25 protein-coding genes are annotated in these 25,336 nt (G+C 56.1%); 10 read left to right on the top strand and 15 right to left on the bottom strand.

From position 1 onward, the window contains the following. Positions 1-19: 19 nt before the first annotated feature. The 7 genes from KFZ77_RS18310 to cpxP all read right to left on the bottom strand — a co-directional run bounded on the left by KFZ77_RS18310 (position 20) and on the right by cpxP (position 7,143). Positions 20-1,324 carry an SLC13 family permease gene (locus KFZ77_RS18310; RefSeq protein WP_264384991.1) on the bottom strand — a complete coding sequence of 435 codons (1,305 nt, stop codon included), beginning with the start codon at positions 1,322-1,324 and terminating at the stop codon, positions 20-22. A gap of 58 nt (positions 1,325-1,382) precedes the next feature. Further along, positions 1,383-2,150, bottom strand: coding sequence for a CDP-diacylglycerol diphosphatase (locus KFZ77_RS18315; RefSeq protein WP_264384992.1), 768 nt, complete (start codon positions 2,148-2,150; stop codon positions 1,383-1,385). A gap of 223 nt (positions 2,151-2,373) precedes the next feature. Beyond that, positions 2,374-3,363, bottom strand: a complete 990-nt coding sequence (locus KFZ77_RS18320; RefSeq protein ID WP_264384993.1) for a sulfate ABC transporter substrate-binding protein — start codon at positions 3,361-3,363, stop codon at positions 2,374-2,376. 148 nt (positions 3,364-3,511) lie between these two features. Further along, positions 3,512-4,474 (bottom strand): 6-phosphofructokinase, encoded by a 963-nt coding sequence (gene pfkA / locus KFZ77_RS18325; protein ID WP_031523318.1) that lies wholly within the window; start codon positions 4,472-4,474, stop codon positions 3,512-3,514. Positions 4,475-4,663: 189 nt separating this feature from the next. Further along, entirely contained in the window at positions 4,664-5,566 is a 903-nt protein-coding gene (gene fieF, locus KFZ77_RS18330; RefSeq protein WP_264384994.1) for a CDF family cation-efflux transporter FieF, read from the bottom strand. Between the two features lie 206 nt (positions 5,567-5,772). Further along, complete coding sequence (locus KFZ77_RS18335) at positions 5,773-6,120, bottom strand: DUF805 domain-containing protein (protein ID WP_031523314.1); 348 nt, start codon at positions 6,118-6,120, stop codon at positions 5,773-5,775. A gap of 522 nt (positions 6,121-6,642) precedes the next feature. Beyond that, positions 6,643-7,143: a cell-envelope stress modulator CpxP gene (cpxP, locus tag KFZ77_RS18340; protein WP_264384995.1), complete on the bottom strand. Its 501-nt coding sequence runs from the start codon at positions 7,141-7,143 to the stop codon at positions 6,643-6,645. 147 nt (positions 7,144-7,290) lie between these two features. Between cpxP and cpxR the strand changes: the two genes are divergently transcribed. The 3 genes from cpxR (at position 7,291) to trmL (ending at position 9,927) form a co-directional block, all read left to right on the top strand. Then, positions 7,291-7,989 (top strand): envelope stress response regulator transcription factor CpxR, encoded by a 699-nt coding sequence (gene cpxR, locus KFZ77_RS18345; RefSeq protein WP_264384996.1) that lies wholly within the window; start codon positions 7,291-7,293, stop codon positions 7,987-7,989. After that, positions 7,986-9,359, top strand: a complete 1,374-nt coding sequence (cpxA, locus tag KFZ77_RS18350; RefSeq protein WP_264384997.1) for an envelope stress sensor histidine kinase CpxA — start codon at positions 7,986-7,988, stop codon at positions 9,357-9,359. The genes cpxR and cpxA overlap by 4 nt, the downstream gene beginning before the upstream one ends. A gap of 88 nt (positions 9,360-9,447) precedes the next feature. After that, on the top strand, positions 9,448-9,927 hold the full coding sequence (gene trmL / locus KFZ77_RS18355) for a tRNA (uridine(34)/cytosine(34)/5-carboxymethylaminomethyluridine(34)-2'-O)-methyltransferase TrmL (RefSeq protein ID WP_031523306.1): 480 nt from the start codon (positions 9,448-9,450) through the stop codon (positions 9,925-9,927). Positions 9,928-9,965: 38 nt separating this feature from the next. On the opposite strand, the gene cysE is transcribed toward trmL, so the two are convergent. From cysE to KFZ77_RS18380, 5 genes are all read right to left on the bottom strand, one after another. Next, positions 9,966-10,787 (bottom strand): serine O-acetyltransferase, encoded by an 822-nt coding sequence (cysE, locus tag KFZ77_RS18360; RefSeq protein WP_031523304.1) that lies wholly within the window; start codon positions 10,785-10,787, stop codon positions 9,966-9,968. A gap of 120 nt (positions 10,788-10,907) precedes the next feature. Next, positions 10,908-11,927 carry an NAD(P)H-dependent glycerol-3-phosphate dehydrogenase gene (gpsA, locus tag KFZ77_RS18365; RefSeq protein WP_264384998.1) on the bottom strand — a complete coding sequence of 340 codons (1,020 nt, stop codon included), beginning with the start codon at positions 11,925-11,927 and terminating at the stop codon, positions 10,908-10,910. Beyond that, positions 11,927-12,394: a protein-export chaperone SecB gene (gene secB / locus KFZ77_RS18370; protein ID WP_264384999.1), complete on the bottom strand. Its 468-nt coding sequence runs from the start codon at positions 12,392-12,394 to the stop codon at positions 11,927-11,929. The genes gpsA and secB overlap by 1 nt, the downstream gene beginning before the upstream one ends. 46 nt (positions 12,395-12,440) lie before the next feature. Next, positions 12,441-12,692: a glutaredoxin 3 gene (grxC, locus tag KFZ77_RS18375; RefSeq protein ID WP_031523298.1), complete on the bottom strand. Its 252-nt coding sequence runs from the start codon at positions 12,690-12,692 to the stop codon at positions 12,441-12,443. Between the two features lie 21 nt (positions 12,693-12,713). Further along, positions 12,714-13,145, bottom strand: coding sequence for a rhodanese-like domain-containing protein (locus KFZ77_RS18380; protein ID WP_264385000.1), 432 nt, complete (start codon positions 13,143-13,145; stop codon positions 12,714-12,716). 243 nt (positions 13,146-13,388) lie between these two features. On the opposite strand from KFZ77_RS18380, the gene gpmM reads away from it, so the two are divergent. Genes gpmM through KFZ77_RS18395 form a run of 3 tightly spaced genes read left to right on the top strand, consistent with a single transcriptional unit; the run spans position 13,389 to position 17,176 of the window. Continuing rightward, a complete protein-coding gene (gpmM, locus tag KFZ77_RS18385) occupies positions 13,389-14,936 on the top strand; it encodes a 2,3-bisphosphoglycerate-independent phosphoglycerate mutase (RefSeq protein ID WP_264385001.1) in 1,548 nt (515 codons plus the stop codon). A 32-nt stretch (positions 14,937-14,968) separates the two neighbouring features. Continuing rightward, complete coding sequence (gene envC, locus KFZ77_RS18390; protein ID WP_236633876.1) at positions 14,969-16,228, top strand: murein hydrolase activator EnvC; 1,260 nt, start codon at positions 14,969-14,971, stop codon at positions 16,226-16,228. A 3-nt stretch (positions 16,229-16,231) separates the two neighbouring features. Beyond that, positions 16,232-17,176: a divergent polysaccharide deacetylase family protein gene (locus KFZ77_RS18395; protein ID WP_264385002.1), complete on the top strand. Its 945-nt coding sequence runs from the start codon at positions 16,232-16,234 to the stop codon at positions 17,174-17,176. Positions 17,177-17,219: 43 nt separating this feature from the next. Here KFZ77_RS18395 and KFZ77_RS18400 read toward each other — a convergent pair whose 3' ends face one another. From KFZ77_RS18400 to kbl, 3 genes are all read right to left on the bottom strand, one after another. Then, positions 17,220-18,251 carry a glycosyltransferase gene (locus tag KFZ77_RS18400; protein ID WP_264385003.1) on the bottom strand — a complete coding sequence of 344 codons (1,032 nt, stop codon included), beginning with the start codon at positions 18,249-18,251 and terminating at the stop codon, positions 17,220-17,222. A gap of 415 nt (positions 18,252-18,666) precedes the next feature. Next, complete coding sequence (tdh, locus tag KFZ77_RS18405) at positions 18,667-19,692, bottom strand: L-threonine 3-dehydrogenase (protein ID WP_031523287.1); 1,026 nt, start codon at positions 19,690-19,692, stop codon at positions 18,667-18,669. A 9-nt stretch (positions 19,693-19,701) separates the two neighbouring features. Further along, on the bottom strand, positions 19,702-20,898 hold the full coding sequence (gene kbl / locus KFZ77_RS18410; protein WP_264385004.1) for a glycine C-acetyltransferase: 1,197 nt from the start codon (positions 20,896-20,898) through the stop codon (positions 19,702-19,704). Between the two features lie 218 nt (positions 20,899-21,116). Here kbl and rfaD point away from each other — a divergent pair, with 218 nt between their 5' ends. From rfaD to rfaL, 4 genes are read left to right on the top strand one after another with little or no spacing between them, the layout of a single operon-like run. Then, the gene (gene rfaD, locus KFZ77_RS18415) at positions 21,117-22,049 is read left to right on the top strand and encodes an ADP-glyceromanno-heptose 6-epimerase (RefSeq protein WP_031523284.1); all 933 of its coding nucleotides are present in this window, start codon (positions 21,117-21,119) and stop codon (positions 22,047-22,049) included. Positions 22,050-22,058: 9 nt separating this feature from the next. After that, positions 22,059-23,105 carry an ADP-heptose--LPS heptosyltransferase RfaF gene (gene rfaF / locus KFZ77_RS18420; protein WP_264385005.1) on the top strand — a complete coding sequence of 349 codons (1,047 nt, stop codon included), beginning with the start codon at positions 22,059-22,061 and terminating at the stop codon, positions 23,103-23,105. Positions 23,106-23,108: 3 nt separating this feature from the next. Continuing rightward, complete coding sequence (rfaC, locus tag KFZ77_RS18425; protein ID WP_264385006.1) at positions 23,109-24,077, top strand: lipopolysaccharide heptosyltransferase RfaC; 969 nt, start codon at positions 23,109-23,111, stop codon at positions 24,075-24,077. 26 nt (positions 24,078-24,103) lie between these two features. Beyond that, entirely contained in the window at positions 24,104-25,324 is a 1,221-nt protein-coding gene (gene rfaL / locus KFZ77_RS18430; protein WP_264385007.1) for an O-antigen ligase RfaL, read from the top strand. The last annotated feature ends 12 nt before the right edge of the window (positions 25,325-25,336 follow it).

Consider the following 25,336-nt stretch of genomic DNA (forward strand, 5'->3'; position numbering starts at 1 on the left):
TTGCGCGACCGGGCTTTTTTTATAGTCGTCCCAGCAGCCTGAACCAGCCGTAATCCAGCGGCAGCAACACGACAAAGGTCACCAGCGCTAACGCCAGACACAGCTTCATCCCCGCTCTGGCCGGTACGCCGCCCAGTGCCATTGCCACCACAATCGGCGACGCCTGGTACGGCAGCAGCGGCGTGGAGTACCCCAGCACCTGAATCATGATGGTCGACAGCAGCGGGAAGCCGGTCGCCTGCGAGAAGCTCTCCGCCAGCGTGGTATAGAGCGCTGGCACGCCGTTGGCGGTCATGATGAAATTCAGCGCCGACGTGATGCCGGTCAGGGCCACGAAGCTAGTGAAGGGCTTTTCTGCATCCAGCGGCATTACCGCCAGCAGCGCTTCACCCACCGCCCGACCAATGCCGGTATGGGTCACCGTGGTCGCCAGGCCAAGAATACCGGCGACGTAGATGCAGGTGCGGATATTAACGCCGGTGGCGAACTCGTCGCCGGTAATAAACCCGACCCGTGGCAGGAGCGTTACTACCGCGGCCGCCAGCCCGACCCACGCCGGGCCGATGCCGTGCAGGCTCTCGGTCACCCACAGACCCAGCACCACCACCAGCATCGCGCTGAGGCGCAGCTCGGCTCCGCTCATCGGCTCTGCGACCGGCAGCTCGCGCGGCGGCGTCGGCTTACCGGGGAACAACCAGCAGATCAGGCCAATCAGGATCGCGCCCTTAAGCAGCCCCAGCACCGGGGTGTGCAGCAGCAGATAGGGCAGATAGTTGAGGTGAATGCCAAACGACCCTTCCGCCGCGCCGCTCATCACCAGATTCGGGACGTTGGCGGGCAGAATTGTTGCCGACAGCTGGAACGTGCCGAACCCCACTGCCAGTGCCAGGCCGAACCACGCGCGTGTACCCTCTGCGATGCCGGCGCGATGCGCCATCGCGGCTACCACCGGCATCAGTAAGGCGATACGCCCCATATTGGAAGGCATGACAAACGCCAGGGCATAGCTCAGCAGCACCACGCTTGCCACCATCAGCAGCCAGGAATCCGTAAGACGGGCTGACATCGCCCGTGCCGCGCGATCGGCTAATCCGGCCTTACGGATCGCGACGCCCAGCACGAAGCCGCTGAACACCAGCCAGAACGCCGAGGAGGCAAAACCACCGAAGATGATTTCCGGCGGAGCGATTTTCGCCATCATCGCCACGGTGAAAAACAGCAGCGCGGTGACAAACTCAGGCAGTAATGACGTAGCCCAGAGAACGATGGTGATAAGAACGATCAGGCCTGGCAGCCATAGCGGGTGAGATAACCAGAGCGACATACCTGTCTCCTGTAGAAAATTTCATCGAGTCTACGGCGCGCCCTGTTATCTGTAAACGTTACGGTTGGTGGGGATGTTGCAGAATGGCGCAGTCGTGATCCTGAATCTCTTCCGCCGACGCGAGGTTAAACGACACGAGGCTACGCTCGGTTGCCAGCAGCACAAAGCTGCCGTCATTCTGACGCACTACCGCGAGGCCATAACGCCCCATATGCTCGCGCGCATTTTCAACTTCTTCTGCCAGCATGATAAACGGGCTACGCTGGGCCAGCTCGCTTTCGGTCACGCGCCGCGCCAGATATTCATGCCCGTTAATGCCGCCCGGCAGGGGTAACCACTGGGTGCTGATGGTGCCAGCGCTGTTGTCGAGCTGCTCGCGCACGTCCGGGCGCAGGCAGGAGATATGGATATGCAGGTGGTTCTGGCTACGTCCGAGACGGGAGTTAATGGTCAGTGAAATCGCGCTCTCCGGCAGTGGCGCACCGTTTTTCTCGCTCAGGTAGCGTCGCGCCTGCCAGGCCTGCCAGAAGAAATTGGCGGTGTGGGGGCTGAGCACGTCCGGGCTTTCGATGCCGTTGATTTTCCAGGACGGCATTAACAGATACTGCAGCGGGCCGTTGCGATCTTTAAATACCACATAGCCGCCGTGCAGGTTCACCTCCGCGCAGGGCGCGGGCTGTTGGCGATCGCGCTGCCCTGGCACGCACTGCTCCAGCGTAATCTGACGCAGCGCATCCGAATTGCTGGCGACATGCCACAGCCAGCCCGCCACTGCGGCAACCACGACCAACAACAACCCCACTACTGTATAAAGAACACGTTTCATCATCCATTCCCTGAAACAAACCGAACCGCAAGCGTAACGTATTTTACGACACAAATAAAAAACGGCCCCGCAGGGCCGCTTCACCACGCACGCTCAGCACGTAGGGTGGGTAAGCGTAGCGCACCCACCTTTGGATGCGTAGCAGCGGCGGGTGCACAGGCTTACCCGCCCTACAACTTCCCACTACATGCTGACAAGTATCAACCAACAGGGCTGCTTACGCTTAGCGCTTGCTGATCTGGTCGAAGGTACCGCCGCTGGAGAAGTGCTCTTTCTGGGCTTTGGTCCAGCCGCCGAAGACGTCATCAATGGTGAACAGCTTCAGTTGCGGGAAGGTCTTTTCATACTTCGCTGCGACCTGTGCATCGCGCGGACGGTAGAAATTCTTCGCGGCGATCTCCTGGCCTTCAGGCGTGTAGAGATACTTCAGGTAGGCCTCCGCAACCTGCTGCGTGCCCTTCTTCTCTGCAACCTTATCCACTACCGAGACGGTCGGCTCGGCGAGGATCGACTCGCTCGGGGTGACGATTTCAAACTTGTCCTTACCCAGCTCGTTGGCCGCCAGTAGCGCTTCGTTTTCCCAGGCGATCAGCACGTCGCCGATCCCGCGCTCAACGAAGGTGTTGGTAGAGCCACGCGCGCCAGAATCCAGCACTTCCACGTTCTTATACAGCGCCTTCACGAAATCCTGCGCTTTCGCCTGATCGCCGTTGTTCTGGTGCAGGGCATAACCCCACGCAGCCAGGTAGTTCCAGCGCGCACCGCCGGAGCTTTTCGGGTTCGGCGTAATCACCGACACGCCAGGTTTTACCAGATCGTTCCAGTCGTGGATCTGTTTCGGGTTGCCTTTGCGCACCAGGAATACGATGGTGGAGGTGTATGGCGCGGAGTTATCCGGCAGGCGTTTGATCCAGTTTTTATCGATGCGGCCACGTTCGGCAATCGCGTCAACGTCATAGGCCAGCGCCAGCGTCACCACATCGGCTTCAATCCCATTGATAACCGACGTCGCCTGCTTGCCGGAGCCGCCATGCGACTGGCGGATCACCACGTTATCCCCGGTCTCTTTTTTCCAGTGGGCGCTAAACGCCTTGTTGTACTGGTCGTACAGTTCGCGCGTTGGATCGTATGACACGTTCAACAGCTGAATATCTTTTGCCAGCACGCTTGTCGATGCCAACAGTAACGTTAAGCCCACTCCCAGTTTGTTCATCCGCATGCTCTCTTAATGTTGTGTTGTAATGCGAGCAGCCTGCCAGAAAGCGTGATGATGATTAAAGAATAAAAAAAGATTGGCTATAACTTTAGAGAATATAACGGACGTAAAAAAGCCGGGTTTCCCCGGCTGGTAATTGACTGACTTAGTAAAGTTTTTTAGCGCAATCGAGCCAGTCACCTTTGAACGGACGCTTCATGTTTTCGATAGCGTCGATGATGTCGTGATGCACCATTTTTTCATTCTGGATACCGACGCAGCGTCCGCCGTAGCCCTGCAGCAGCAGCTCGATGGAGTAGGCGCCCATGCGGGACGCGAGGATACGGTCGTACGGCACCGGTGAGCCGCCGCGCTGGATGTGGCCCAGCACCGTGGCGCGGGTTTCGCGTTTGGTTTCGTCTTCGATGTACTTCGCCAGCTCGTCGATGTCACAGATGTGCTCGGTGATGGCGACGATGGCATGCTTCTTACCTTTCGCGATACCCGCTTTGATCTCGGCAACCAGATCTTCGCGGTTAAACTCCACTTCCGGCAGCACGATGAACTCACAGCCACCGGCAATCGCCGCCGCCAGGGTCAGATCGCCGCAGTAACGGCCCATCACTTCAACGATAGAGATACGCTGGTGTGATGACGAAGTGTCGCGCAGGCGGTCAATCGCTTCTACCACGGTGTGCAGCGCGGTGAAGTAACCAATGGTGTAGTCGGTACCCGCTACGTCGTTATCGATGGTGCCCGGCAGACCGATGCACGGGAAGCCCATCTCGGTCAGACGCTTTGCCCCCATGTAGGAGCCGTCGCCGCCGATGACGACCAATGCATCAATTCCACGCTTCTTCATATTCTCGATGGCGACCGCACGCACGCGGTCTTCGCGGAATTCCGGGAAGCGCGCAGAGCCGAGGAAGGTGCCGCCGCGGTTAATCATGTCAGACACGCTGTAGCGGTCGAGCTGGATCATGCGATCTTCATACAGACCGAGATAGCCATCATAGATACCAAAAACTTCAAGGCCTTCGGTTAACGCAGCACGCACCACACCGCGAATCGCGGCATTCATGCCAGGCGCATCACCGCCACTTGTCAACACACCGATTTTCTTAATCATGGACTACCTCTGAACGTAGGAATGCAAAAATAAATTCTGTCACGGGAGCGCTCATCCTTGTGCCGGGCGGTCTGAACAATTGCTGCAAATAGTATATCAACCGTTTTCAGCTGAATTGATTCAGGTCAGGCGAATATTGGGTAAATTATGCAATAAAATGTTGCCTGCCTCACTGTTTACCGTGCCTGACTAAAGCTCAATTTGCGCTGCTTTTTCATACGGAACCACCGAACAGGGGTCCTGATGAATGATGACGTCCGATCCTGGAAAACGCCGCAGGATCGCCTGCTCCACCTGTTCAGCCACCAGATGCGCCTGAACCAGCGGTAACGTATCGTCCATTTCCAGATGGAGTTGAATAAAGCGTGTCGGCCCTGACTGGCGAGTACGGAAATCATGTGCCCCTCTGACACCCGGCCATGAGGTAACAATATCGACAATCGCCTGCCGCTCGGCATCCGGTAATGCCCTGTCCAGCAGCGACTGCACGGCCTCGTACCCCATACGAAGCGCGCTGAAGAGAATATAAATGCCGATGCCGAATGCAAACAGTGCATCCGCCCGGTGCCATCCATACCACGATAGCGCCAGCGCGATCAGAATCGCGCCGTTCATCATAACATCAGACTGATAATGAAGCATATCCGCCCTTACCGCCTGGCTTTGCGTCCGCCGCACCACCCAGCGCTGGAACGCCACTAACGCCAATGTACAGACCAGCGCAATCAGCGTTACCACCATGCCGATGCCCGGCTCGTTCATCGGCGACGGGCGGACAATATGCTGAATGCTGGTGAGAAACAGGAACAGCGCCGATCCGGAAATAAACATGCTCTGCGCCAGCGCAGCCAGGGATTCCGCTTTGCCGTGCCCGAAAGTGTGCTCGTCATCGGCGGGCTGCAGCGAGTAGCGGACCACCAGCAGGTTGGTCAGCGATGCGGCGATGTCTACCAGGGAATCCACCAGCGCCGCCAGTATGCTGACGGACCCGGTATACCACCAGGCAAAGATTTTAACGATCAGCAGCATCGTGGCCATTGCCGTGGCCGCTATAGCCGCGCGCGTGACCAGTCGCCCATAGTTCTGATTCATAAAGGCTCCTGCAAAGGCATAACCAGATTATAACGGATTGCGCCCCGACAATTGCAGGAAATACAGCCGCTTCTGCGGGCAATTACCGACGATTCAGGCGTGAATAAGAAACGAGGAGGATTAATCGAAACAGGGTGGGGAGTAAATCAGAAGGAAAATTAAAGGGGACAGCATGCCCCCTTTACTGGTTTTACAGCGCTATGCCATTACGCAAAGGCTTTTGGATTCGGGCCAAAAGCGTTGGTCTGTTTTTCGCTGTCCTGGCAGAAAAAGATCAGCAGCGCGATGGCACCGATAATCGGGATAAACATCAGCAGGATCCACCAGCCAGAGCGACCGGTATCATGCAGACGGCGCGCCATCACACCCAGGCAAGGCAGCAACACCGCCAGCGAGTAAATGTAGCCGATCGCCGGGAAATTAAGCATAGCGCCAATGATGCTCAGCGCGATGGAGACGATGAAAGAGATCAGAGTAAACATCCAGTACTCTTTACGACGTGCGCGGCCGCTGAACGTGGCGTATTTTTTTAAGACGTCGAGATACCAATTCATGGAAATAACCTTCCTTGTGCAAAAGCCAGACAACGTGACGAAAAATCACAATAAGCGTGTGTATAAATTTGTCGATGCCTGTACTAAACGTGATAACAGATCAACGTTGAAGATGTGAGACGCGGTAGCCAGGCCGTTGCAGGGTACAGCGATATCTTGCTGTTTCAATTAGACATATATGGTAGTTGACGCCGTTCCGCTGCCATTCATAAAGGATAAATGAGCGCTTTATATTAATTTTCTCACTGGCACGCCGTCCCGATGCTGAAATTTCCATTAAGAAAGAAGATACGTCGCGCCCGATACGGCTTATTTTTTCCCGTCACGCCGTGGCCGCTTTTTTGAACAGGCAAGCACAGCGGAATAGCGAGCGTTATTCGCCGCGTTTGATTAATGGCTTCGGGGTTATGAGCTGGGGCATGCAACGTTATTCTGGCAAGCAGAAATATTCAGGCAAAAAAAAGCCCCCTCATCATGAGGGGGAAGACAGGGATGGTGTCTATGGCAAGGAAAACAGGGTTGTTACTGGGAACGCTGGTTACTGCTGTAAATCTGCATTGATGACGAGCGCTGCATTTGCGATATCTCGCGAAGCTCTTTCATGCGCTGGTCATGTTTATCATTCAACACGGCCTGCTGCTCGGGCGTTAACAGGCGGAACATCTGGTTACGGACCTTCGCCATCTCAACCTGGCGAGTAACCTGTTCCTGAGCCATTTTTTCGGCCTGAGCACGCACAGCGTGTTCATCAAAATTTTCTGCGGTGACAAGGCGATGCATTGTCTCCATTTCGCTAACATTAACAGGCGGGCTTTCGTGCCGGGCCTGCTGCATCAGATCGCGCAGCTGTTGGCGCTGCTGCTCGGTTAACTGAATGCCGTCGAACATATGGCTCTGGATGCTGTTGCGCGGCGCCGCCCCGTCTACCGGGTGCCAGTTATCGCCGAGAAGGGCATCAGCTGCGTGGCTAAGCGTACTCAGTGCCAGCGTTGAAGCCATGACGGCAGCGGTAACTTTGCGCATCACTTGCTCCCAAATCATCTGTGCTGCGAATCAACGAGAGACAGTCTACGATTCAGGCTGCAAACATGCGTCAGGGGGTGTAAAACAACGTAAAGTCATGGATTAGCGAGCCTTGATGACGTAATTTCTGCCTCGGAGGTATTAACAATGAATAAAATCCTGTTAGTTGATGATGACCGAGAGCTGACTTCCCTGTTAAAGGAACTGCTCGACATGGAAGGTTTTAACGTCCTGGTTGCCCATGATGGCGAGCAGGCGCTCGGCCTCCTGGATGACAGCATCGACCTGCTTTTGCTCGACGTGATGATGCCGAAGAAAAACGGCATTGATACCCTTAAAGAGCTTCGCCAGACACACCAGACCCCCGTCATCATGCTAACTGCCCGCGGAAGCGAGCTGGATCGCGTGCTGGGCCTCGAACTCGGCGCGGATGACTATCTGCCTAAACCCTTTAACGATCGCGAGCTGGTAGCGCGTATCCGCGCGATTCTGCGCCGCTCCAACTGGAGTGAGCAGCAGCAGAACAGCGACAGCGGCTCACCGACGCTCGAAGTTGACGCGTTAAGCCTCAATCCGGGCCGTCAGGAGGCCAGTTTTGAAGGCAAAACCCTTGAACTGACCGGCACTGAGTTCACCCTGCTGTATCTGCTGGCGCAGCATCTCGGCCAGGTGGTATCGCGTGAACATCTGAGCCAGGAAGTGCTGGGCAAACGCCTGACGCCGTTCGATCGCGCTATCGACATGCATATCTCCAATCTGCGCCGCAAACTGCCGGAGCGTAAAGATGGGCACCCGTGGTTTAAAACCCTGCGTGGCCGTGGCTATCTGATGGTCTCCGCTTCATGACAGGCAGCCTGACCGCACGAATATTTGCGATCTTCTGGCTGACGCTGGCGCTGGTGTTGATGCTGGTTCTGATGTTACCCAAGCTCGACTCCCGCCAGATGACTGAGCTGCTCGAAAGCGAGCAGCGTCAGGGCATTATGATTGAGCAACACGTTCAGGCGGAGCTGGCAAGCGATCCGCCGAATGATTTGATGTGGTGGCGCAGGCTGTTCCGCGCCATTGACAAGTGGGCGCCGCCGGGCCAGCGTCTGCTGCTGGTCACCAGCGAAGGCCGCGTGATTGGTGCCGAACGCAACGAGATGCAGATCATCCGCAACTTTATCGGCCAGTCTGACAACTCCGATCATCCCCAGAAGAAAAAGTATGGCCGCGTTGAGCTGGTCGGCCCGTTCACCGTGCGCGACGGGGAAGATTACTATCAGCTTTACCTGATTCGCCCTGCCAGCAGTTCCCAGTCTGATTTCATCAACCTGCTGTTTGACCGCCCGCTGCTGCTGCTGATCGTCACTATGCTGGTCAGTTCACCGCTGCTGCTGTGGCTGGCATGGAGCCTCGCACGCCCGGCGCGCAAGCTAAAAAATGCGGCGGATGAAGTGGCCCAGGGTAACCTGCGCCAGCATCCGGAGCTGGAATCTGGCGCGCAGGAATTTAAGGCTGCCGGCGCGAGCTTTAACCAGATGGTGACTGCCCTGGAACGCATGATGACCACTCAACAGCGGCTGCTGTCTGACATCTCGCATGAGCTGCGTACGCCGCTCACCCGCCTGCAACTGGGAACCGCGCTGCTGCGCCGCCGCAGCGGTGAGAGCAAAGAGCTGGAGCGTATCGAAACTGAAGCGCAGCGTCTCGACAGCATGATCAACGATCTGCTGGTGATGTCGCGCAACCAGCAAAAAAACGCGCTGGTGAGCGAAACGATGAAAGCGAATCAGCTCTGGAGCGAGGTGCTGGATAACGCCGCCTTCGAAGCCGAGCAGGTGGGCAAATCGTTTGAAGTCGCCTATCCGCCCGGACCCTGGCTGCTGTACGGCAACCCGAATGCGCTGGAAAGCGCGCTGGAAAACATCGTACGTAACGCTCTGCGCTACTCGCACACCAAAATCTCGGTGAGCTTCTCGGTGGATAAAGATGGCGTCACCATCAACGTTGATGACGACGGCCCAGGCGTCAGCCAGACCGATCGCGAACAGATCTTCCGTCCGTTCTACCGCACCGACGAAGCGCGCGATCGGGAGTCAGGTGGTACGGGGCTTGGCCTGGCGATTGTCGAAACCGCTGTTCAGCAACATCGGGGCTGGGTAAAAGCAGATGACAGCCCGCTCGGCGGCCTGCGTCTGACCATCTGGCTACCGCTCTACCGCCGCTCCTGACCCGCAGCGCCTCTGTTACAGAGGCGCTGCGTCTGGTTTGTCCTGCTCGCTAATTCTGCTATTCTGCGCCCCTCGAAATGGGGGTCGTATGCTGAATATCGTCTTGTTTGAACCTGAAATCCCGCCTAATACCGGCAACATCATCCGCCTGTGCGCCAATACCGGGTTTCGCCTGCACCTGATTGAGCCGCTGGGATTTACCTGGGACGATAAGCGTCTGCGCCGCGCCGGGCTGGATTATCATGAATTTACCGCCGTGACCCGCCATAAAAACTATCAGGCGTTTCTTGAGGCAGAAGATCCGCAGCGCCTCTTTGCCCTGACAACCAAAGGCACGCCGGCGCACAGCGCGGTGTCGTATCAGGCAGGTGATTATTTACTGTTTGGCCCGGAGACGCGTGGACTGCCCGCATCGATTCTGGATGTGCTGCCCGCGCAACAGAAGATCCGTATTCCGATGATGCCGGACAGCCGCAGCATGAACCTGTCAAATGCGGTATCGGTGGTGGTATATGAGGCGTGGCGCCAGCTCGGATATGCCGGCGCGGTGTTGAGAGACAGCCTGTAGGCCAGCGCAGCGATAAGCAACACGCTGCGCGGAAAAGCTTAAATCCCGTCGCCGTACTCGAAGCCGTGGTTGATACCGTTGAAGTGCTGATCCATATCCATCGACGGTTTATCGCTTTCCGGCTTACCAACGATGCGCGCCGGAACGCCAGCTGCCGTGGTATGCGGCGGTACCGGTTGCAGCACCACGGAACCCGCGCCAATCTTCGCCCCGCGCCCAACTTCGATGTTGCCGAGAATTTTCGCACCGGCACCAATCAACACCCCTTCGCGAATTTTAGGATGGCGATCGCCGCTGGTTTTACCGGTTCCGCCCAGGGTTACCGACTGCAGAATAGAGACATCGTCTTCCACCACCGCCGTTTCGCCGATCACAATGCCGGTAGCATGATCGAGCAGGATCCCACGGCCAATAGTCGCCGCCGGATGAATATCGACCTGGAACGACACCGACACCTGGTTTTGCAGGAAAATTGCCAGCGCCTGACGCCCTTCTGCCCACAGCCAGTGGCCAATGCGATGCGCCTGCAACGCGTGGAACCCTTTCAGATAAAGCAACGGCGTAGAGTATTTATCCACCGCCGGGTCGCGGGTGCGCACCGCCTGAATATCGCAGGCCGCCGAGGCAATCATCTCCGGATCGGCAGCATAGGCTTCTTCAACTACTTCGCGAATAGCGATGGCTGGCATGATGGGTGAGGCGAGTTTATTTGCCAGCATGTAGCTCAGTGCACTGCCGAGGTTTTCATGTTTGAGCAACGTCGCATGGTAAAAACTGGCCAGCATGGGCTCACAATCCGCCAGCGCACGCGCTTCGGCTTTGATATTGTTCCAGACCAGATCCAGTTCTTCACACGGCATTGCTTTCTCCAGAAAAAATCAGAGCGCCCGGTAATCTCAGGTTACCGGTACGCGAGCACTACGGGTTATGACGACGACGTGCGCCGCCTGGTTTAGCGCGGCGACAGGCAGAAGCGCGCGTTACTGTGCGCTGCGCTCATCCTTACGTGTTCGGCCAAACAGCGTTAATGCTGCCTCGCGCGCGTTTTTTCCGCAATACAATACCTGATAAATTTCCTCGGTTATTGGCATTTCAACGCCGTAACGCGCCGCCAGCTCCCGAACTTCTTTGGTATTGCGATAGCCTTCAACCACCTGGCCGATTTCCTGCTGGGCGGTGTCCACGTCCATCCCCTGCCCCAGCTTCATGCCAAAGCGGCGGTTGCGGGACTGGTTGTCGGTACAGGTAAGTACCAGATCGCCAAGACCCGCCATCCCCATGAAGGTAGTGGGATCGGCACCCAGAGCGCTGCCCAGACGCGACATCTCGGCAAGACCGCGGGTAATCAACGCGGTACGCGCGTTCGCGCCAAAACCGATGCCATCAGACATGCCGGCACCGATAGCGATAACGTTTTTCACCGCGCCGCCCAGCTGAACGCCGATAAAATCGGGGTTGCTGTACACGCGGAAGCTTTTACCGCAGTGCAGCAGCTGCTGCAGATCCTCGGCAAAGGTGTTGTCGGTCGCGGCCAGTGCAATGGCGGTCGGCAGCCCGGCGGCCAGCTCTTTAGCAAACGTCGGTCCGGAAATGACCGCCAGCGGAATAGCGTCGCCCAGAACTTCACGCGCGACGTCCTGCAGCAGACGGCCGGTCTCAGCCTCAAGCCCTTTGGTCGCCCAGACGATGCGGGCATCGGGGCGCATCAGTGGTTTAATCTGCTGCAGCACCTTACCGAACACATGGCTCGGCACCACCACCAGAATATCGCGGCTGGCAGCCAGCGCGGCGGCAAGCGAGCTTTCCAGATGGAGAGAGTCAGGGAACGGAACGTCAGGGAGAAACGCGGCGTTGCAGCGATCGGCCTGCAGCGTAGCGATATGTTCAGGAGAGTGGCCCCAGAGTACGACCTGGTGACCATTTCTTGCCAGCGTAATGGCAAGAGCGGTGCCGTACGAGCCGGCACCGATGACTGTCATTGAAGCGTTAATGGCGTTCATCAGGCATCCTGATGTTCTTGCGCACCTTCGCCTGATTGCTGTTGCAGATAGTTCATGAACAGCGCATCAAAGTTAACCGGCGCAAGGTTCAGCTGCGGGAAGGTGCCGCGTGATACCAGGTTAGTGATGCATTCACGGGCATACGGGAACAGAATGTTCGGGCAGTACGCACCCAGGCAGTGCGCCAGCTGGGTACCTTCGATACCGCCAACGGTAAAGATGCCAGCCTGCTGCACTTCGCACAGGAATGCGGTATCACCTTCAACGGTCGCCGTCACGGTCACGCGCAGCATAACTTCGTAAACGTCTTCTCCCAGCTGGTTGGACGCGGTATCCAGGTCCAGTTTCACTTCCGGCTGCCAGTCCTTCTGGAACACCTGCGGAGCGTTCGGTGCTTCAAAAGAGATATCCTTGGTATAGACACGCTGAATCTGGAACGCCATCTCTGTGCTGTTTTGTTCTGACATAGGTAAACCCTTTATTTATATCCTTAAAAGTGCCTGACGGCCGGTTTTATCGCAGCAGTGGATCGAGCCCGCCACGCGCATCCAGCGCATGTAAGTCATCGCAACCGCCAATGTGCTGCGCATCAATGAAAATCTGCGGCACCGTCGTACGGCCACTACGTTTAATCATCTCTTCCCGTTTTGAAGCGTCACCGTCAATGCGGAACTCTTCGTACGTCACGCCTTTGCTGTCCAGCAGCGCTTTCGCACGGTGGCAGTAAGGGCAGGTGACTTTGGTATAGATTTCAATATTGGCCATGACTGTACCTCTGTTGTTTTATTACTTGCCGCGAACCAGCGGCAGGTTTTCACCACTCCAGCCGGCAACGCCTTCTTTCAGCACGGATACGCGCTCGAAACCGGCTTTATGCAGCGCCGTTGCCGCGTCGTTCGCGGACATACCGCTGGCATCAACAACAATAATGGGGTTGGCTTTGTGCTTCTCAAGCTCGCCCAGGCTACCGTTTTTAATATCGTTCGGCAGCAGGTTGATGGCGCTGGCGATATGGCCCTTGCGGAAGTCGTCACGCTGGCGAATATCAACCACAACGGCGTCTTCTTTGTTGATCAGGTGCGTTGCTTCACCACGGGTGATGGTCTTCACCTTAGAGGTGAGGCCTTTGAATGTGGTGTAAATCACCGCCGCCAGTAACGCAATCCACGCGATACTAAGTATGGGATGACGGCCAACGAATTGCATAATTTCTTGCATGGGGGGTAATGACTCCCGACTAAGTGAAAAAACCAGGTGAGGAGTATACCTGCGCGTTGTGTTAATTACAGCCAAAGAGCGACAGGATATGCATTTTCTGCGGCGCGTTACGAAAAAATACGCTGTCCTTTGTCGGGCACCTTGCCCTGCGGCGCGTTTCTTTGATCTCCTGCGGCTATGCGCCAAAAAGTGCTGTAGTAAAGTTACGCCAATTTTTTCCCTTTTGAGCGCAGAGGTAGTGCAATGTCGGCTTCTAAAAAACCTATGGTGCTGGTGATCCTCGATGGCTACGGCTATCGGGAAGAGCAGCAGGATAACGCAATTTCCCAGGCGAAAACGCCGGTAATGCACCAGCTGTGGGCCGCGCGTCCGCATACGCTGATTGATGCCTCCGGGCTGGAAGTCGGTCTGCCGGACCGTCAGATGGGCAACTCCGAGGTCGGCCACGTTAACCTCGGCGCAGGCCGCATCGTGTATCAGGATTTAACCCGCCTCGATGTTGAAATCAAAGAGGGTACTTTCTTCCGTAATCCGGCGCTGACGGGCGCGGTAGATAGCGCCGTGGCGACGGGTAAAGCCGTTCACATCATGGGCCTGCTCTCTGCTGGAGGCGTTCACAGCCACGAAGACCACATCATGGCGATGGTTGAACTGGCTGCGGAGCGCGGCGCGGAGAAAATCTATCTGCACGCGTTCCTCGACGGGCGTGATACGCCGCCGCGCAGCGCCGCATCGTCGCTTCAGCGCTTTACGGATAAATTCGCACAGCTCGGTAAAGGGCGTATCGCTTCCCTGATCGGTCGCTACTACGCCATGGACCGCGATAACCGCTGGGATCGCGTTGAGCTGGCTTACGATCTGCTGACCCAGGCGAAAGGCGCATTCACCGCAGATAGCGCGATCGAGGCGCTGAATGCTGCCTACGCGCGCGATGAAAACGATGAGTTCGTCAAACCGACGGTGCTGCGCGCTGCAGGCGAATCCGACGCTGCCATGCAGGATGGCGACGTGCTGATTTTCATGAACTTCCGCGCCGACCGCGCACGCCAAATTACCCGCGCGTTTGTGAACGCTGACTTCGATGGCTTTGCGCGTAAAAAAGTAGTGAAGCTGGCGGACTTCGTGATGCTTTCTGAATACGCCGCAGACATCAACGCTTCCTGCGCCTATCCGCCCACCGCGCTGGTCAATACCTTTGGCGAGTGGATGGCGAAACGTAACAAAACCCAGCTGCGTATTTCCGAAACCGAGAAATATGCTCACGTCACCTTCTTCTTTAACGGCGGCGTTGAAGCCTCGTTCCCGGGGGAAGACCGTATCCTGATCCAGTCTCCTGACGTTGCGACCTACGACCTGCAGCCGGAAATGAGTTCGGCCGAACTGACGGAAAAACTGGTTGCCGCTATCAAGGGTGGGAGCTACGACGCCATCATCTGTAACTATCCGAATGGCGATATGGTGGGTCACACCGGCGTGCTGGAGGCAGCGGTAAAAGCAGTAGAGGCGCTGGATGCCTGCATCGCGCAGGTGGTTGATGCTGTCCAGTCGGTTGGTGGGCAGTTACTCATTACCGCCGATCATGGCAACGCCGAGCAGATGCGCGATCCGGCTACCGGCCAGGCGCATACCGCGCACACCAACCTGCCGGTTCCGCTGATCTATGTTGGCAAGAAAGGCGTTCGGGCGGTGGAAGGCGGCAAGCTGTCCGATATCGCACCCACCATGCTGGCCCTGATGGGTGAGGAAATCCCGCAAGAGATGACTGGTAAGGCGCTGTTCATCGTGGAATAATCCCTCGTATGAGGGGAAAGGCGATTTTATCAATAACATGGGCCACGAAAGCGAACCGGTTTTCCGTCAGGCCTCTGATCTACGCCAGCGCACTCAGCGCTGGCGTATTGCTGTGCGCCATTCCCGCCCACGCTGACGATCGCGATCAGCTCAAATCTATTCAGCAGGACATCGCGGAAAAAGAGCGTGCCGTCCGCCAGCAGCAGCAGCAGCGCGGAAAGCTACAGGAACAGCTCAAATCCCAGGACCAGGCTATCGCAGCGGCCAGCCGTCAGCTGCGGGAAACCGAAGCAACGTTGAAACAGCTTAATGCCCAGGTGGCAGAGCTGAATGCCTCGGTCGCGAAGCTTGAGAAGCAAAAAGCCGTGCAGGAGAGTAATCTCGCCGCCCAACTTGATGCCGCGTTTCGTCAGGGCCAGCACACCGGCCTGCAGCTCATCCTCAGCGGTGAAGAGAGCCAGCGCGGCCAACGGTTACAGGCCTATTTCGGTTACCTCAACGAAGCGCGCCAGGAAACCATCGCCCAACTGAAGCAGACGCGTGAAGAAGTGGACGCGCAAAAGCGCGAGCTGGAGGGGAAGCAAACCCAACAGCAAACGCTGCTTTACGAACAAAAAGCGCAGCAGGCAAAGCTTGAGCAGGCGCGGGCCGAGCGCAGAAAAACCCTTTCCAGCCTTGAATCCTCTATTCAGCAGGGCCAGCAACAGCTGAGTGAGCTGCGCGCCAACGAATCGCGTCTGCGGGATCGTATTGCCCGCGCCGAAGCCGCGGCAAAAGCCCGGGCGCAACGCGAAGCGCAGGAAGCGGAGAAAGTACGTAATCGTCAGAAAGAGGCGACGCGTAAAGGCACTACCTATAAGCCAACTGAAAGCGAGCGCTCACTTATGTCGCGCACCGGCGGTCTCGGATCGCCGCGCGGTCAGGCGTACTGGCCCGTCCGGGGGTCATTGCTGCATCGCTATGGCGAACAGCTCCAGGGTGAGCTACGTTGGAAAGGGATTGTGATCGGTGCGTCAGAGGGCACGGAAGTGAAAGCCATTGCTGACGGACGCGTGATCCTCGCCGACTGGCTGCAGGGGTATGGGCTGGTAGTGGTCGTGGAACACGGTAAAGGCGATATGAGCCTCTACGGTTACAACCAGAGTGCGCTGGTCAACGTTGGAACTCAGGTTCGCGCAGGCCAGCCAATCGCGCTTGTCGGTAGCAGCGGTGGACAGGGTAGACCATCACTCTATTTCGAAATCCGTCGTCAGGGACAGGCAGTTAATCCGCAACCATGGCTGGGAAGATAAGTTTTGCCTCATTTTCGTCACCTTTTTGTCGCCGTCGTCAGTTCAGTGCTGCTGATCCCTCCGGTTTTTGCAGGCAAGCTCGCTATCGTTATCGATGATTTCGGCTATCGCCCGCAGAACGAAAATCATATTCTCGCCCTTCCCGCCGCCGTTTCCGTTGCCGTGCTTCCCAATGCGCCCCACGCCCATGAAATGGCGACCAAAGCACACCAGGGCGGACATGAAGTACTCATTCATTTGCCAATGGCACCGCTCAGTAAGCAGCCGCTGGAAAAAGATACCCTGCGCCCGGACATGAGCAGCAACGAAATCGATCGCATCATCAGCGACGCGGTGGCGAAAGTGCCGCATGCCGTGGGGTTGAACAACCATATGGGCAGCGCCATGACGTCCAGCCTGTTTGGGATGCAGAAGGTGATGCAGGGTCTGAGCCGCTATAACCTCTACTTTCTCGACAGCATGACCATCGGCAACAGCCAGTCGATGCGTGCGGCGGCAGGCACCGGCGTAAAGGTCATCAAGCGCAAAGTGTTCCTCGACGATACCCAGAACGAGGCGGATATTCGCGCGCAGTTCAATCGTGCTGTCGCCCTGGCGCGGCGTAACGGTTCGGCCATTGCGATCGGCCACCCTCACCCTTCCACGGTGCGCGTGTTGCAGCAGATGATTTATAACCTGCCGGCTGATATCACGCTGGTCGCGCCGAGCAGTCTGCTGAACGAGCCGCAGGTCGATACCTCCACGCCAAACCAGCAACCGCCGGCGCAGACGCCGCAGCCCACACCGCGCAATCCGTTCAAAGGGGTACAGCTTTGCAAGCCGAAGCAGCCGCTGGAGCCGGTCTATGCCGGACGTTTCTTTGCGGTGTTAAGTGAAAGCATTGGACAGAGTGCGCTGGTGAAATACCTGGAGCACCAGTGGAAAGGCTGGGGTAACAAACAGAGCTAATGCACGTAGCAAAAAAAACGGCCCTGCGGGGCCGTTTGTCGTTTTAGCGTACGCGGATCGGGCGTCGCGCGGTGCGCCGGGCAGCGATACGCTTATCGCGCCAGCTATTGAGACGATATGACCAGAGTACGGCCTGATAACCCAGTTTCAGGCTGCGTACGTTTTTCATCATGCGCTTATACATTCCCGACGAGAAAATATCGGCAATAATAACCTGTTTGATGTCTGGATCCTTTTCTTTGCGCACCGCGTGGCAAACGCGCAGTGCCTCGCGAGTAACCTGCTCGCGGAACTCTGGATAAATGGGGATATTAGCGGCGAAATCATTATTCAGCTTATCTAACAGGCGGGTGATTTTAATATAGTGACGCTGATAATGTGCGTTCTTCGCGCCCTGACGCTTTAAACGACTAACGGACTGATTATGGAGGAAATATTTATAATACGCCTCCTGGGTATAACGCGCGCGACGGGCGTTAAACATAAATTCTGTCGTCCAGACAATATCCTGATGGTGCAGGCCGGGAACGAATTTCAGATTCAGCTCACGAATAAGGCTCAGGCGATAAACCCCCATCCATACCACATGCGTCCAGCGGCGCGTCGCCAGCGCTTTACGCAGCCACTCCGGCCCGGTCAGTACGCCAGTGGACGTAAGACGGTCTGTAGGGATTGAGAGCCAGGTATGACCGGAAGTGCGATCGCTCCAGTCGGCATTGCACTGCGCTACATCGAGATCGTCTTGCAGCGCCATGCCCATCAGAGTTTCATACATGCGCGGATAGAGCAGATCGTCGGCGTCGACAAAGGCCACGTATTCTCCGGTCGCTACGTCCAGCCCACGGTTGCGGGCGACCGATGCACCGGCATTCGCCTGGTGGAGCACGCGGATATTCGGATGAGCGTCGGCGTAAGCCTGCGCTATTTCGGCTGAATTATCGGTCGATCCGTCGTTTACGATGATGATTTCAAGCGCCGTCCAGGTTTGCGCAAGCAAAGAATCCATGCAGGCCGGGAAGTGTTCCGCAGCGTTGTACAGTGGAATAATGACACTGAGTTTCGGGCTATCATTCATAAATATTTATTATCCGGTTTTACCAGTTTGATGACGTTATGTTTTATCTGCTTAACCTTAGAGAATTATTAAGTGAGAAAGTTTTGTCGTCTGAGGATTTATTTCTCACGCAAGGCTCCGCATTAATTAAATAACGCCCACTAATAATTAAAACCTGCTGATGACATCACGCGTTATGACTCATCATAAAGCCTGCCGGAAGGCCTCTCCATCAGAGTAAAGCGCAATTAAGTAGTATTTATGACATTGACAATAATTTACGAATTACTCCTCGAAATTAAGATTACTCTTTTTTATTTAATTATCAGAAAAGCCCTGGAATAATTGCATAAACTATTCGAGATAAATTCGAGATAAAATGCTGTGCTAACTCGTTAATACAAACAGCAAAAGGGCCGAAAGCCGGCCCTTTTTGTTAATTCCAGTTAAGAATAACTTTCCCAGACTGGCCCGAGCGCATGGCATCGAACCCCTTCTGGAAGTCATCAATCGGGAAGTGGTGCGTGATTAGCGGCGTCAGATCCAACCCGGACTGAATAAGCGCAGCCATTTTGTACCAGGTTTCAAACATCTCGCGGCCATAAATCCCTTTGATAAACAGCCCCTTGAAGATGACTTTATTCCAGTCAATGGCCATATCCGACGGCGGAATACCCAGCAGCGCGATACGCCCGCCGTGGTTCATGGTATCCAGCATGGTGCGGAACGCCGGCGGCGCGCCGGACATCTCCAGCCCAACGTCAAAGCCTTCGGTCATGCCCAGCTCGTTCATCACATCATGCAGATTTTCATGCGCCACGTTAACCGCACGGGTGACGCCCATTTTACGCGCCAGTTCAAGGCGGTATTCGTTGACGTCAGTGATCACCACATTACGCGCGCCGACGTGTTTTGCCACCGCCGCCGCCATAATGCCAATTGGGCCTGCACCCGCCACCAGCACGTCTTCCCCGACCAGGTCGAAGGAGAGCGCGGTATGTACCGCATTGCCGAACGGGTCAAAAATCGCAGCCAGATCGTCGGAAATATTGTCAGGAATTTTGAAGGCGTTGAACGCCGGGATCACCAGATATTCGGCAAAGCTGCCCGGACGGTTAACACCCACGCCCACGGTGTTGCGGCACAGGTGAGTACGTCCGCCGCGGCAGTTGCGACAGTGGCCGCAGGTGATATGGCCTTCACCGGAAACGCGATCGCCAATGGCAAAGCCTTTCACTTCCTGACCAATGCCGACCACTTCGCCCACGTATTCGTGTCCGACCACCATCGGCACCGGAATGGTTTTCTGAGACCATTCATCCCAGTTATAGATATGCACATCCGTGCCGCAGATGGCGGACTTGCGGATTTTAATCAGCAGATCGTTATGCCCGACTTCCGGTTTCGGCGCATCGGTCATCCAGATGCCTTCTTCCGCTTTCAGTTTCGCTAATGCTTTCATTCCACGCCCTCAGGCAATCACATTTAACTGTTTACCGATGCGGATAAACGCATCGACTGCACGTTCAATCTGTTCAGGCGTATGCGCTGCCGACATCTGGGTGCGAATACGCGCCTGGCCTTTCGGCACCACCGGGTAGAAGAACCCGGTAACGTAAATTCCCTCTTTCTGCAACTCGCGCGCAAACTGCTGCGCGACGGCGGCATCCCCCAGCATCACCGGAATAATGGCGTGATCGGCACCGGCGAGCGTAAAACCTGCGGCTGACATTTTTTCACGGAACAGGCGCGCGTTATCCCACAGGCGGGTGCGCAGTTCCGCGCCGGACGCCAGCATCTCCAGCACCTTGATAGACGCGGCGACGATGGCCGGTGCCAGCGAGTTAGAGAAGAGATACGGACGCGAGCGCTGACGCAGCCACTCCACCACCTCTTTACGCCCGGCGGTGTAGCCGCCAGACGCCCCGCCCAGCGCTTTACCGAGCGTACCGGTGATAATATCGACCCGGCCCATCACCTCGCAGTATTCATGGGTGCCGCGACCGTTTTCACCCACGAAGCCCACGGCGTGTGAGTCATCGACCATCACCAGCGCATCGTACTGGTCCGCCAGATCGCAGACGCCTTTCAGGTTGGCGATCACGCCATCCATCGAGAACACGCCGTCGGTAGCGATCATCACGTGACGCGCACCGGCTTCACGAGCTTCTTTCAGACGCGCTTCCAGCTCCTGCATATCGTTGTTGGCATAGCGATAACGCTTCGCCTTACACAGGCGCACGCCGTCAATGATCGAGGCATGGTTCAGGGCATCGGAGATAATGGCATCTTCCGGGCCGAGCAGAGTCTCAAACAGCCCGCCATTTGCATCGAAGCACGAGGAGTAGAGAATTGCGTCTTCCATGCCGAGAAACTCAGCCAGCTTCTGTTCCAGCTGCTTGTGGCTGTCCTGGGTGCCGCAGATAAAGCGCACGGAGGCCATGCCAAAACCGTGGCTGTCCATCCCTGCTTTCGCCGCGGCGATCAGCTCCGGATGGTTCGCCAGACCGAGATAGTTATTGGCGCAGAAATTGATAACGTGGCTGCCATCCGCCACCGTGATGTCGGCCTGCTGCGCCGATGTGATAATGCGCTCTTCTTTAAACAACCCTTCCGCCCTTGCAGTATCAAGGTCGGCAGACAACTGTTGGTAAAAATCCCCTCGCATTGCGATTCTCCAGACTGGCAAATTTCGGCACGTATTATTACCTGAAGGTAGAACCTGATACGAGATGACGATTCACAGATTCTCGTTTTTGCAGCATAAATCACGAGGCAAAGGAACCTGCCTGACATTGTGAGGGTCAATAAAACAGGGAAATGGTATGATAAGAAACAGTAGTGCCTGAGATCGTCTCAGGTCGTCATGTATTGAAGGTTACGCTTATGATCATTGTTACCGGCGGTGCCGGCTTCATCGGCAGCAACATTGTTAAGTCTCTGAATGATATGGGTATCACCGACATTCTGGTGGTAGACAACCTCAAAGACGGCACCAAATTCGTCAACCTGGTGGATTTAAATATTGCTGATTACATGGATAAAGAAGATTTCTTAATTCAGGTAATGGCGGGTGAAGAGTTTGGCGACATCGAAGCGATCTTCCATGAAGGTGCCTGCTCGTCCACCACCGAGTGGGACGGCAAGTACATGATGGATAACAACTATCAGTACTCCAAAGAGGTGCTGCACTACTGTCTGGAGCGTGAAATTCCGTTCCTTTACGCTTCTTCAGCGGCAACCTACGGCGGCCGCACCAGCGACTTTATCGAATCCCGCGAATATGAGCAGCCGCTCAATGTTTACGGCTACTCCAAGTTCCTGTTTGACGAGTACGTGCGCCAGATCCTGCCGGAAGCCAATTCCCAGATCGTCGGCTTCCGCTACTTTAACGTCTACGGGCCGCGCGAAGGCCACAAAGGCAGCATGGCGAGCGTCGCGTTCCACCTCAACACCCAGCTGAATAATGGCGAAAGCCCGAAACTGTTTGAAGGCAGCGACGGCTTTAAGCGCGACTTCATCTATGTCGGCGATGTGGCGGCGGTAAACCTGTGGTTCTGGCAGAACGGCGTATCCGGCATCTTCAACTGCGGTACCGGTCGCGCCGAGTCCTTCCAGGCGGTCGCAGACGCCGCGCTGGCCTTCCACCAGAAAGGCACCCTCGAATACATTCCGTTCCCGGAAAAACTGAAAGGCCGCTATCAGGCGTTCACCCAGGCAGATACCACGAAACTGCGCGCGGCGGGTTACGATAAGCCGTTTAAAACCGTCGCCGAAGGCGTGGCGGAGTACATGGCCTGGCTGAACCGTGACGCGTAAGCACAGCGCATGAAGATTCTGGTGATTGGCCCGTCATGGGTGGGCGACATGATGATGTCGCAAAGTCTCTATCGCACGCTCCGGGCGCGCTTTCCTCAGGCCGTGATTGACGTAATGGCACCCGCGTGGTGCCGTCCGCTGCTGGCGCGTATGCCGGAAGTGAACGAGGCGATCCCAATGCCGCTGGGCCACGGAGCGCTGGCGCTCGGCGAGCGTCGCCGTCTCGGCCGCAGCCTGCGCGATCGTCACTATGACCGCGCGTATGTGCTACCCGGCTCGTTCAAATCTGCGTTAATTCCCTTCTTCGCCGGGATCCCGGTGCGCACCGGCTGGCGCGGCGAGATGCGTTATGGCCTGCTCAACGATGCGCGAACGCTGGATAAACAGGCCTGGCCGCTGATGGTTGAGCGCTATGTGGCGCTGGCGTATGACAAAGGGGTAATGCAGAGCGCGAAAGATCTGCCGCAGCCGCTGCTGTGGCCGAAACTGCAGGTCAGCGCGGATGAGTGCGTCCAGATGCGTAAAACCTTTGGGCTTTCCGACGAACGCCGCCTGATCGGCTTCTGCCCTGGCGCAGAGTTCGGTCCGGCAAAACGCTGGCCACACTATCATTACGCCGCCCTGGCCGCTGAACTTATTGATGAAGGCTATCAGGTTGTGCTGTTCGGCTCGGCGAAAGATCACGATGCCGGCAACGAAATCCTCGCCGCGCTGACCACAGAGCAGCAGGCGTGGTGCCGCAATCTGGCAGGGGAAACCGCGCTGGAGCAGGCTGTCGTGCTGATCGCCGCCTGCGACGCAATGGTCACCAACGATTCCGGCCTGATGCACGTTGCCGCTGCGCTGGAGCGCCCGCTGGTCGCCCTTTACGGGCCAAGCAGCCCGGACTTTACGCCGCCGCTGTCGCATAAAGCGCGCGTCATCCGCCTGATTACCGGCTATCACAAGGTGCGTAAAGGCGATGCCGCCGAAGGCTATCACCAGAGTCTTATCGACATTACTCCGCAGCGCGTTCTGGAAGAACTGCATCCGTTGCTGCTTGAGCAGGAAGCGTAAACGATGCGGGTATTGATTGTTAAAACGTCGTCGATGGGCGATGTACTCCATACGCTGCCCGCGCTCACCGATGCCATGCAGGCGATCCCGGGGATTCGTTTTGACTGGGTGGTTGAAGAGGGGTTTGCGCAGATCCCATCATGGCATCCGGCGGTCGAACGCGTGCTGCCAGTGGCGATACGCCGCTGGCGTAAAGCGTGGTTCTCCGCGCCGGTAAAGGCAGAGCGTCAGGCGTTTCGCGCCGCGTTGCGCACGGTGAAGTATGATGCGGTGATTGATGCCCAGGGGCTGGTGAAAAGCGCTGCGCTGGTAACGCGACTGGCAGAGGGCGTAAAGCATGGTATGGACTGGCACAGCGCGCGCGAGCCGCTGGCCAGCCTGTTTTATAATCGCCGCCACGCCATTCCCAAAGCGCAGCACGCCGTGGAACGCACCCGTGAGCTGTTTGCCAGAAGCCTCGGCTATGCTCGTCCTGACGCGCAGGGAGATTACGCTATCGCTCAGCATTTCCTGAACGCTGCCGATGATAACGGCGTGCCCTATGCCGTATTCCTGCATGCCACCACACGGGATGACAAGCACTGGCCGGAAGCGCACTGGCGTGAGCTTATCGCGCTGCTCGCTGACAGCGGTTTGCGCATCAAGTTGCCCTGGGGCGCACCTCATGAAGAAGCGCGCGCCCGGCGGCTGGCTGAAGGGTTTGAATATGTGGATGTCCTGCCGCGCATGAGCCTTGAACAGGTAGCCCGCGTGCTGGCAGGCGCAAAATTCGTGGTCTCGGTTGATACCGGCTTAAGCCATCTGACGGCTGCCCTGGATCGTCCGAATATCACGCTCTATGGCCCGACGGATCCGGGTTTGATTGGCGGTTACGGGAAGAACCAGGTTGCGTGTTGTTCACCGTCAAAACAACTGGCAGATCTTCACGCCAGTACTGTTTTAGAAGCTCTGAATAGCAATACATTAAGATGATGCACTTGAAGTCGTTTGGAGAAAGAATGGTTTTAGATCAATTGAGCCAGCAGCGGGAGCAGAACTGGCAGTCATTGTGGAACCGGGGATTAGTTAGCCTTTATATTATTTTATATTTTTTAGACGGCGTGACGCGTTATAAGCATATTGTATCGGCATTGCTTTATATTACAGCAATCACCTATATCGTGAAGCATCGCGGCGCCATTATAAATCTGTTCAAAAATAACCTTACCACAGCACTGTTAATCTTTCTGGCAGCGATAATTTATTCCATTATTATTTCTATTGATCCCAGCTATAGTATTGATAAAGCAGCAAATTCAGTTTTTGAAAAACTGGTAGTTATCGCGCTCATCATCCCGATTGTGCTATTCAATGAATCTAAAGACGATGTAGCCAGAACCTTTATCTATGCGCTCATTATTGCAATAATCCCTCTGGCTATCGCTGATCTTTTTCAGTATGTCGACGAATATCATCGCGGCATTATGCCTTTTACCCAGTTCGAGCATAAATATAAATCGGATGCGCTGATTTTTATGTCCCCTGCTCTGCTTTATCTCTGGACGCTGAAGGGATACCGTAACAAAGTAATATTTTTCGCGCTGGGTATAATCACTGCGTTGATGATTATCGGCACTATGCAACGTGGCACCTGGCTGGCGATCCTCGTCATGTCAGTAGTTTGGGCAGCCGTTAAACGTGAATGGAAGCTGCCAGCACTGGCGCTTGCGGCCGTGGCTCTCTTTTTTACAGCCTCCCACCATTACGATCCGGGTCATTTTGCAAAGCTTTTCAATAAAATGCAGCAAACCTCCAGCAGTGGCCGCTATGGAAATGGTACTCAGGGCTCTGCGGTTGATTTGATCATGGAGAATCCGGTGAAGGGTTACGGATTTGGGGATGACATCTTCTACCGCGTTTACAATGAGCGCATCAAAGATTACCCACAGTGGATATTTAAGAAAGCTATTGGGCCGCATAACCTGACGCTAGCTACGTGGTACGCCGCCGGTATATTTGGGCTGGTTGCTCTATGGTATCTGTTAATTTCACTGGGCCGTGAAGCCGTTCGCGGTTATAAGCGCTCAGATGAGGTTATACGCAATGCCTGGCTAACGCTTGGGCTGATCCTGTTAGGGAATCTTATTGTGCGCGGCGCTTTTGAAACAGTAAATATATCCAACCTTGGTGTATTACTGGGTATTGCGCTGGCGCTGCGAGCAAAGCAAAAACAGGTCTGATAAGCGTGCGGT

Source organism: Siccibacter colletis (assembly GCF_025914095.1).
GTDB lineage: Bacteria > Pseudomonadota > Gammaproteobacteria > Enterobacterales > Enterobacteriaceae > Siccibacter > Siccibacter colletis.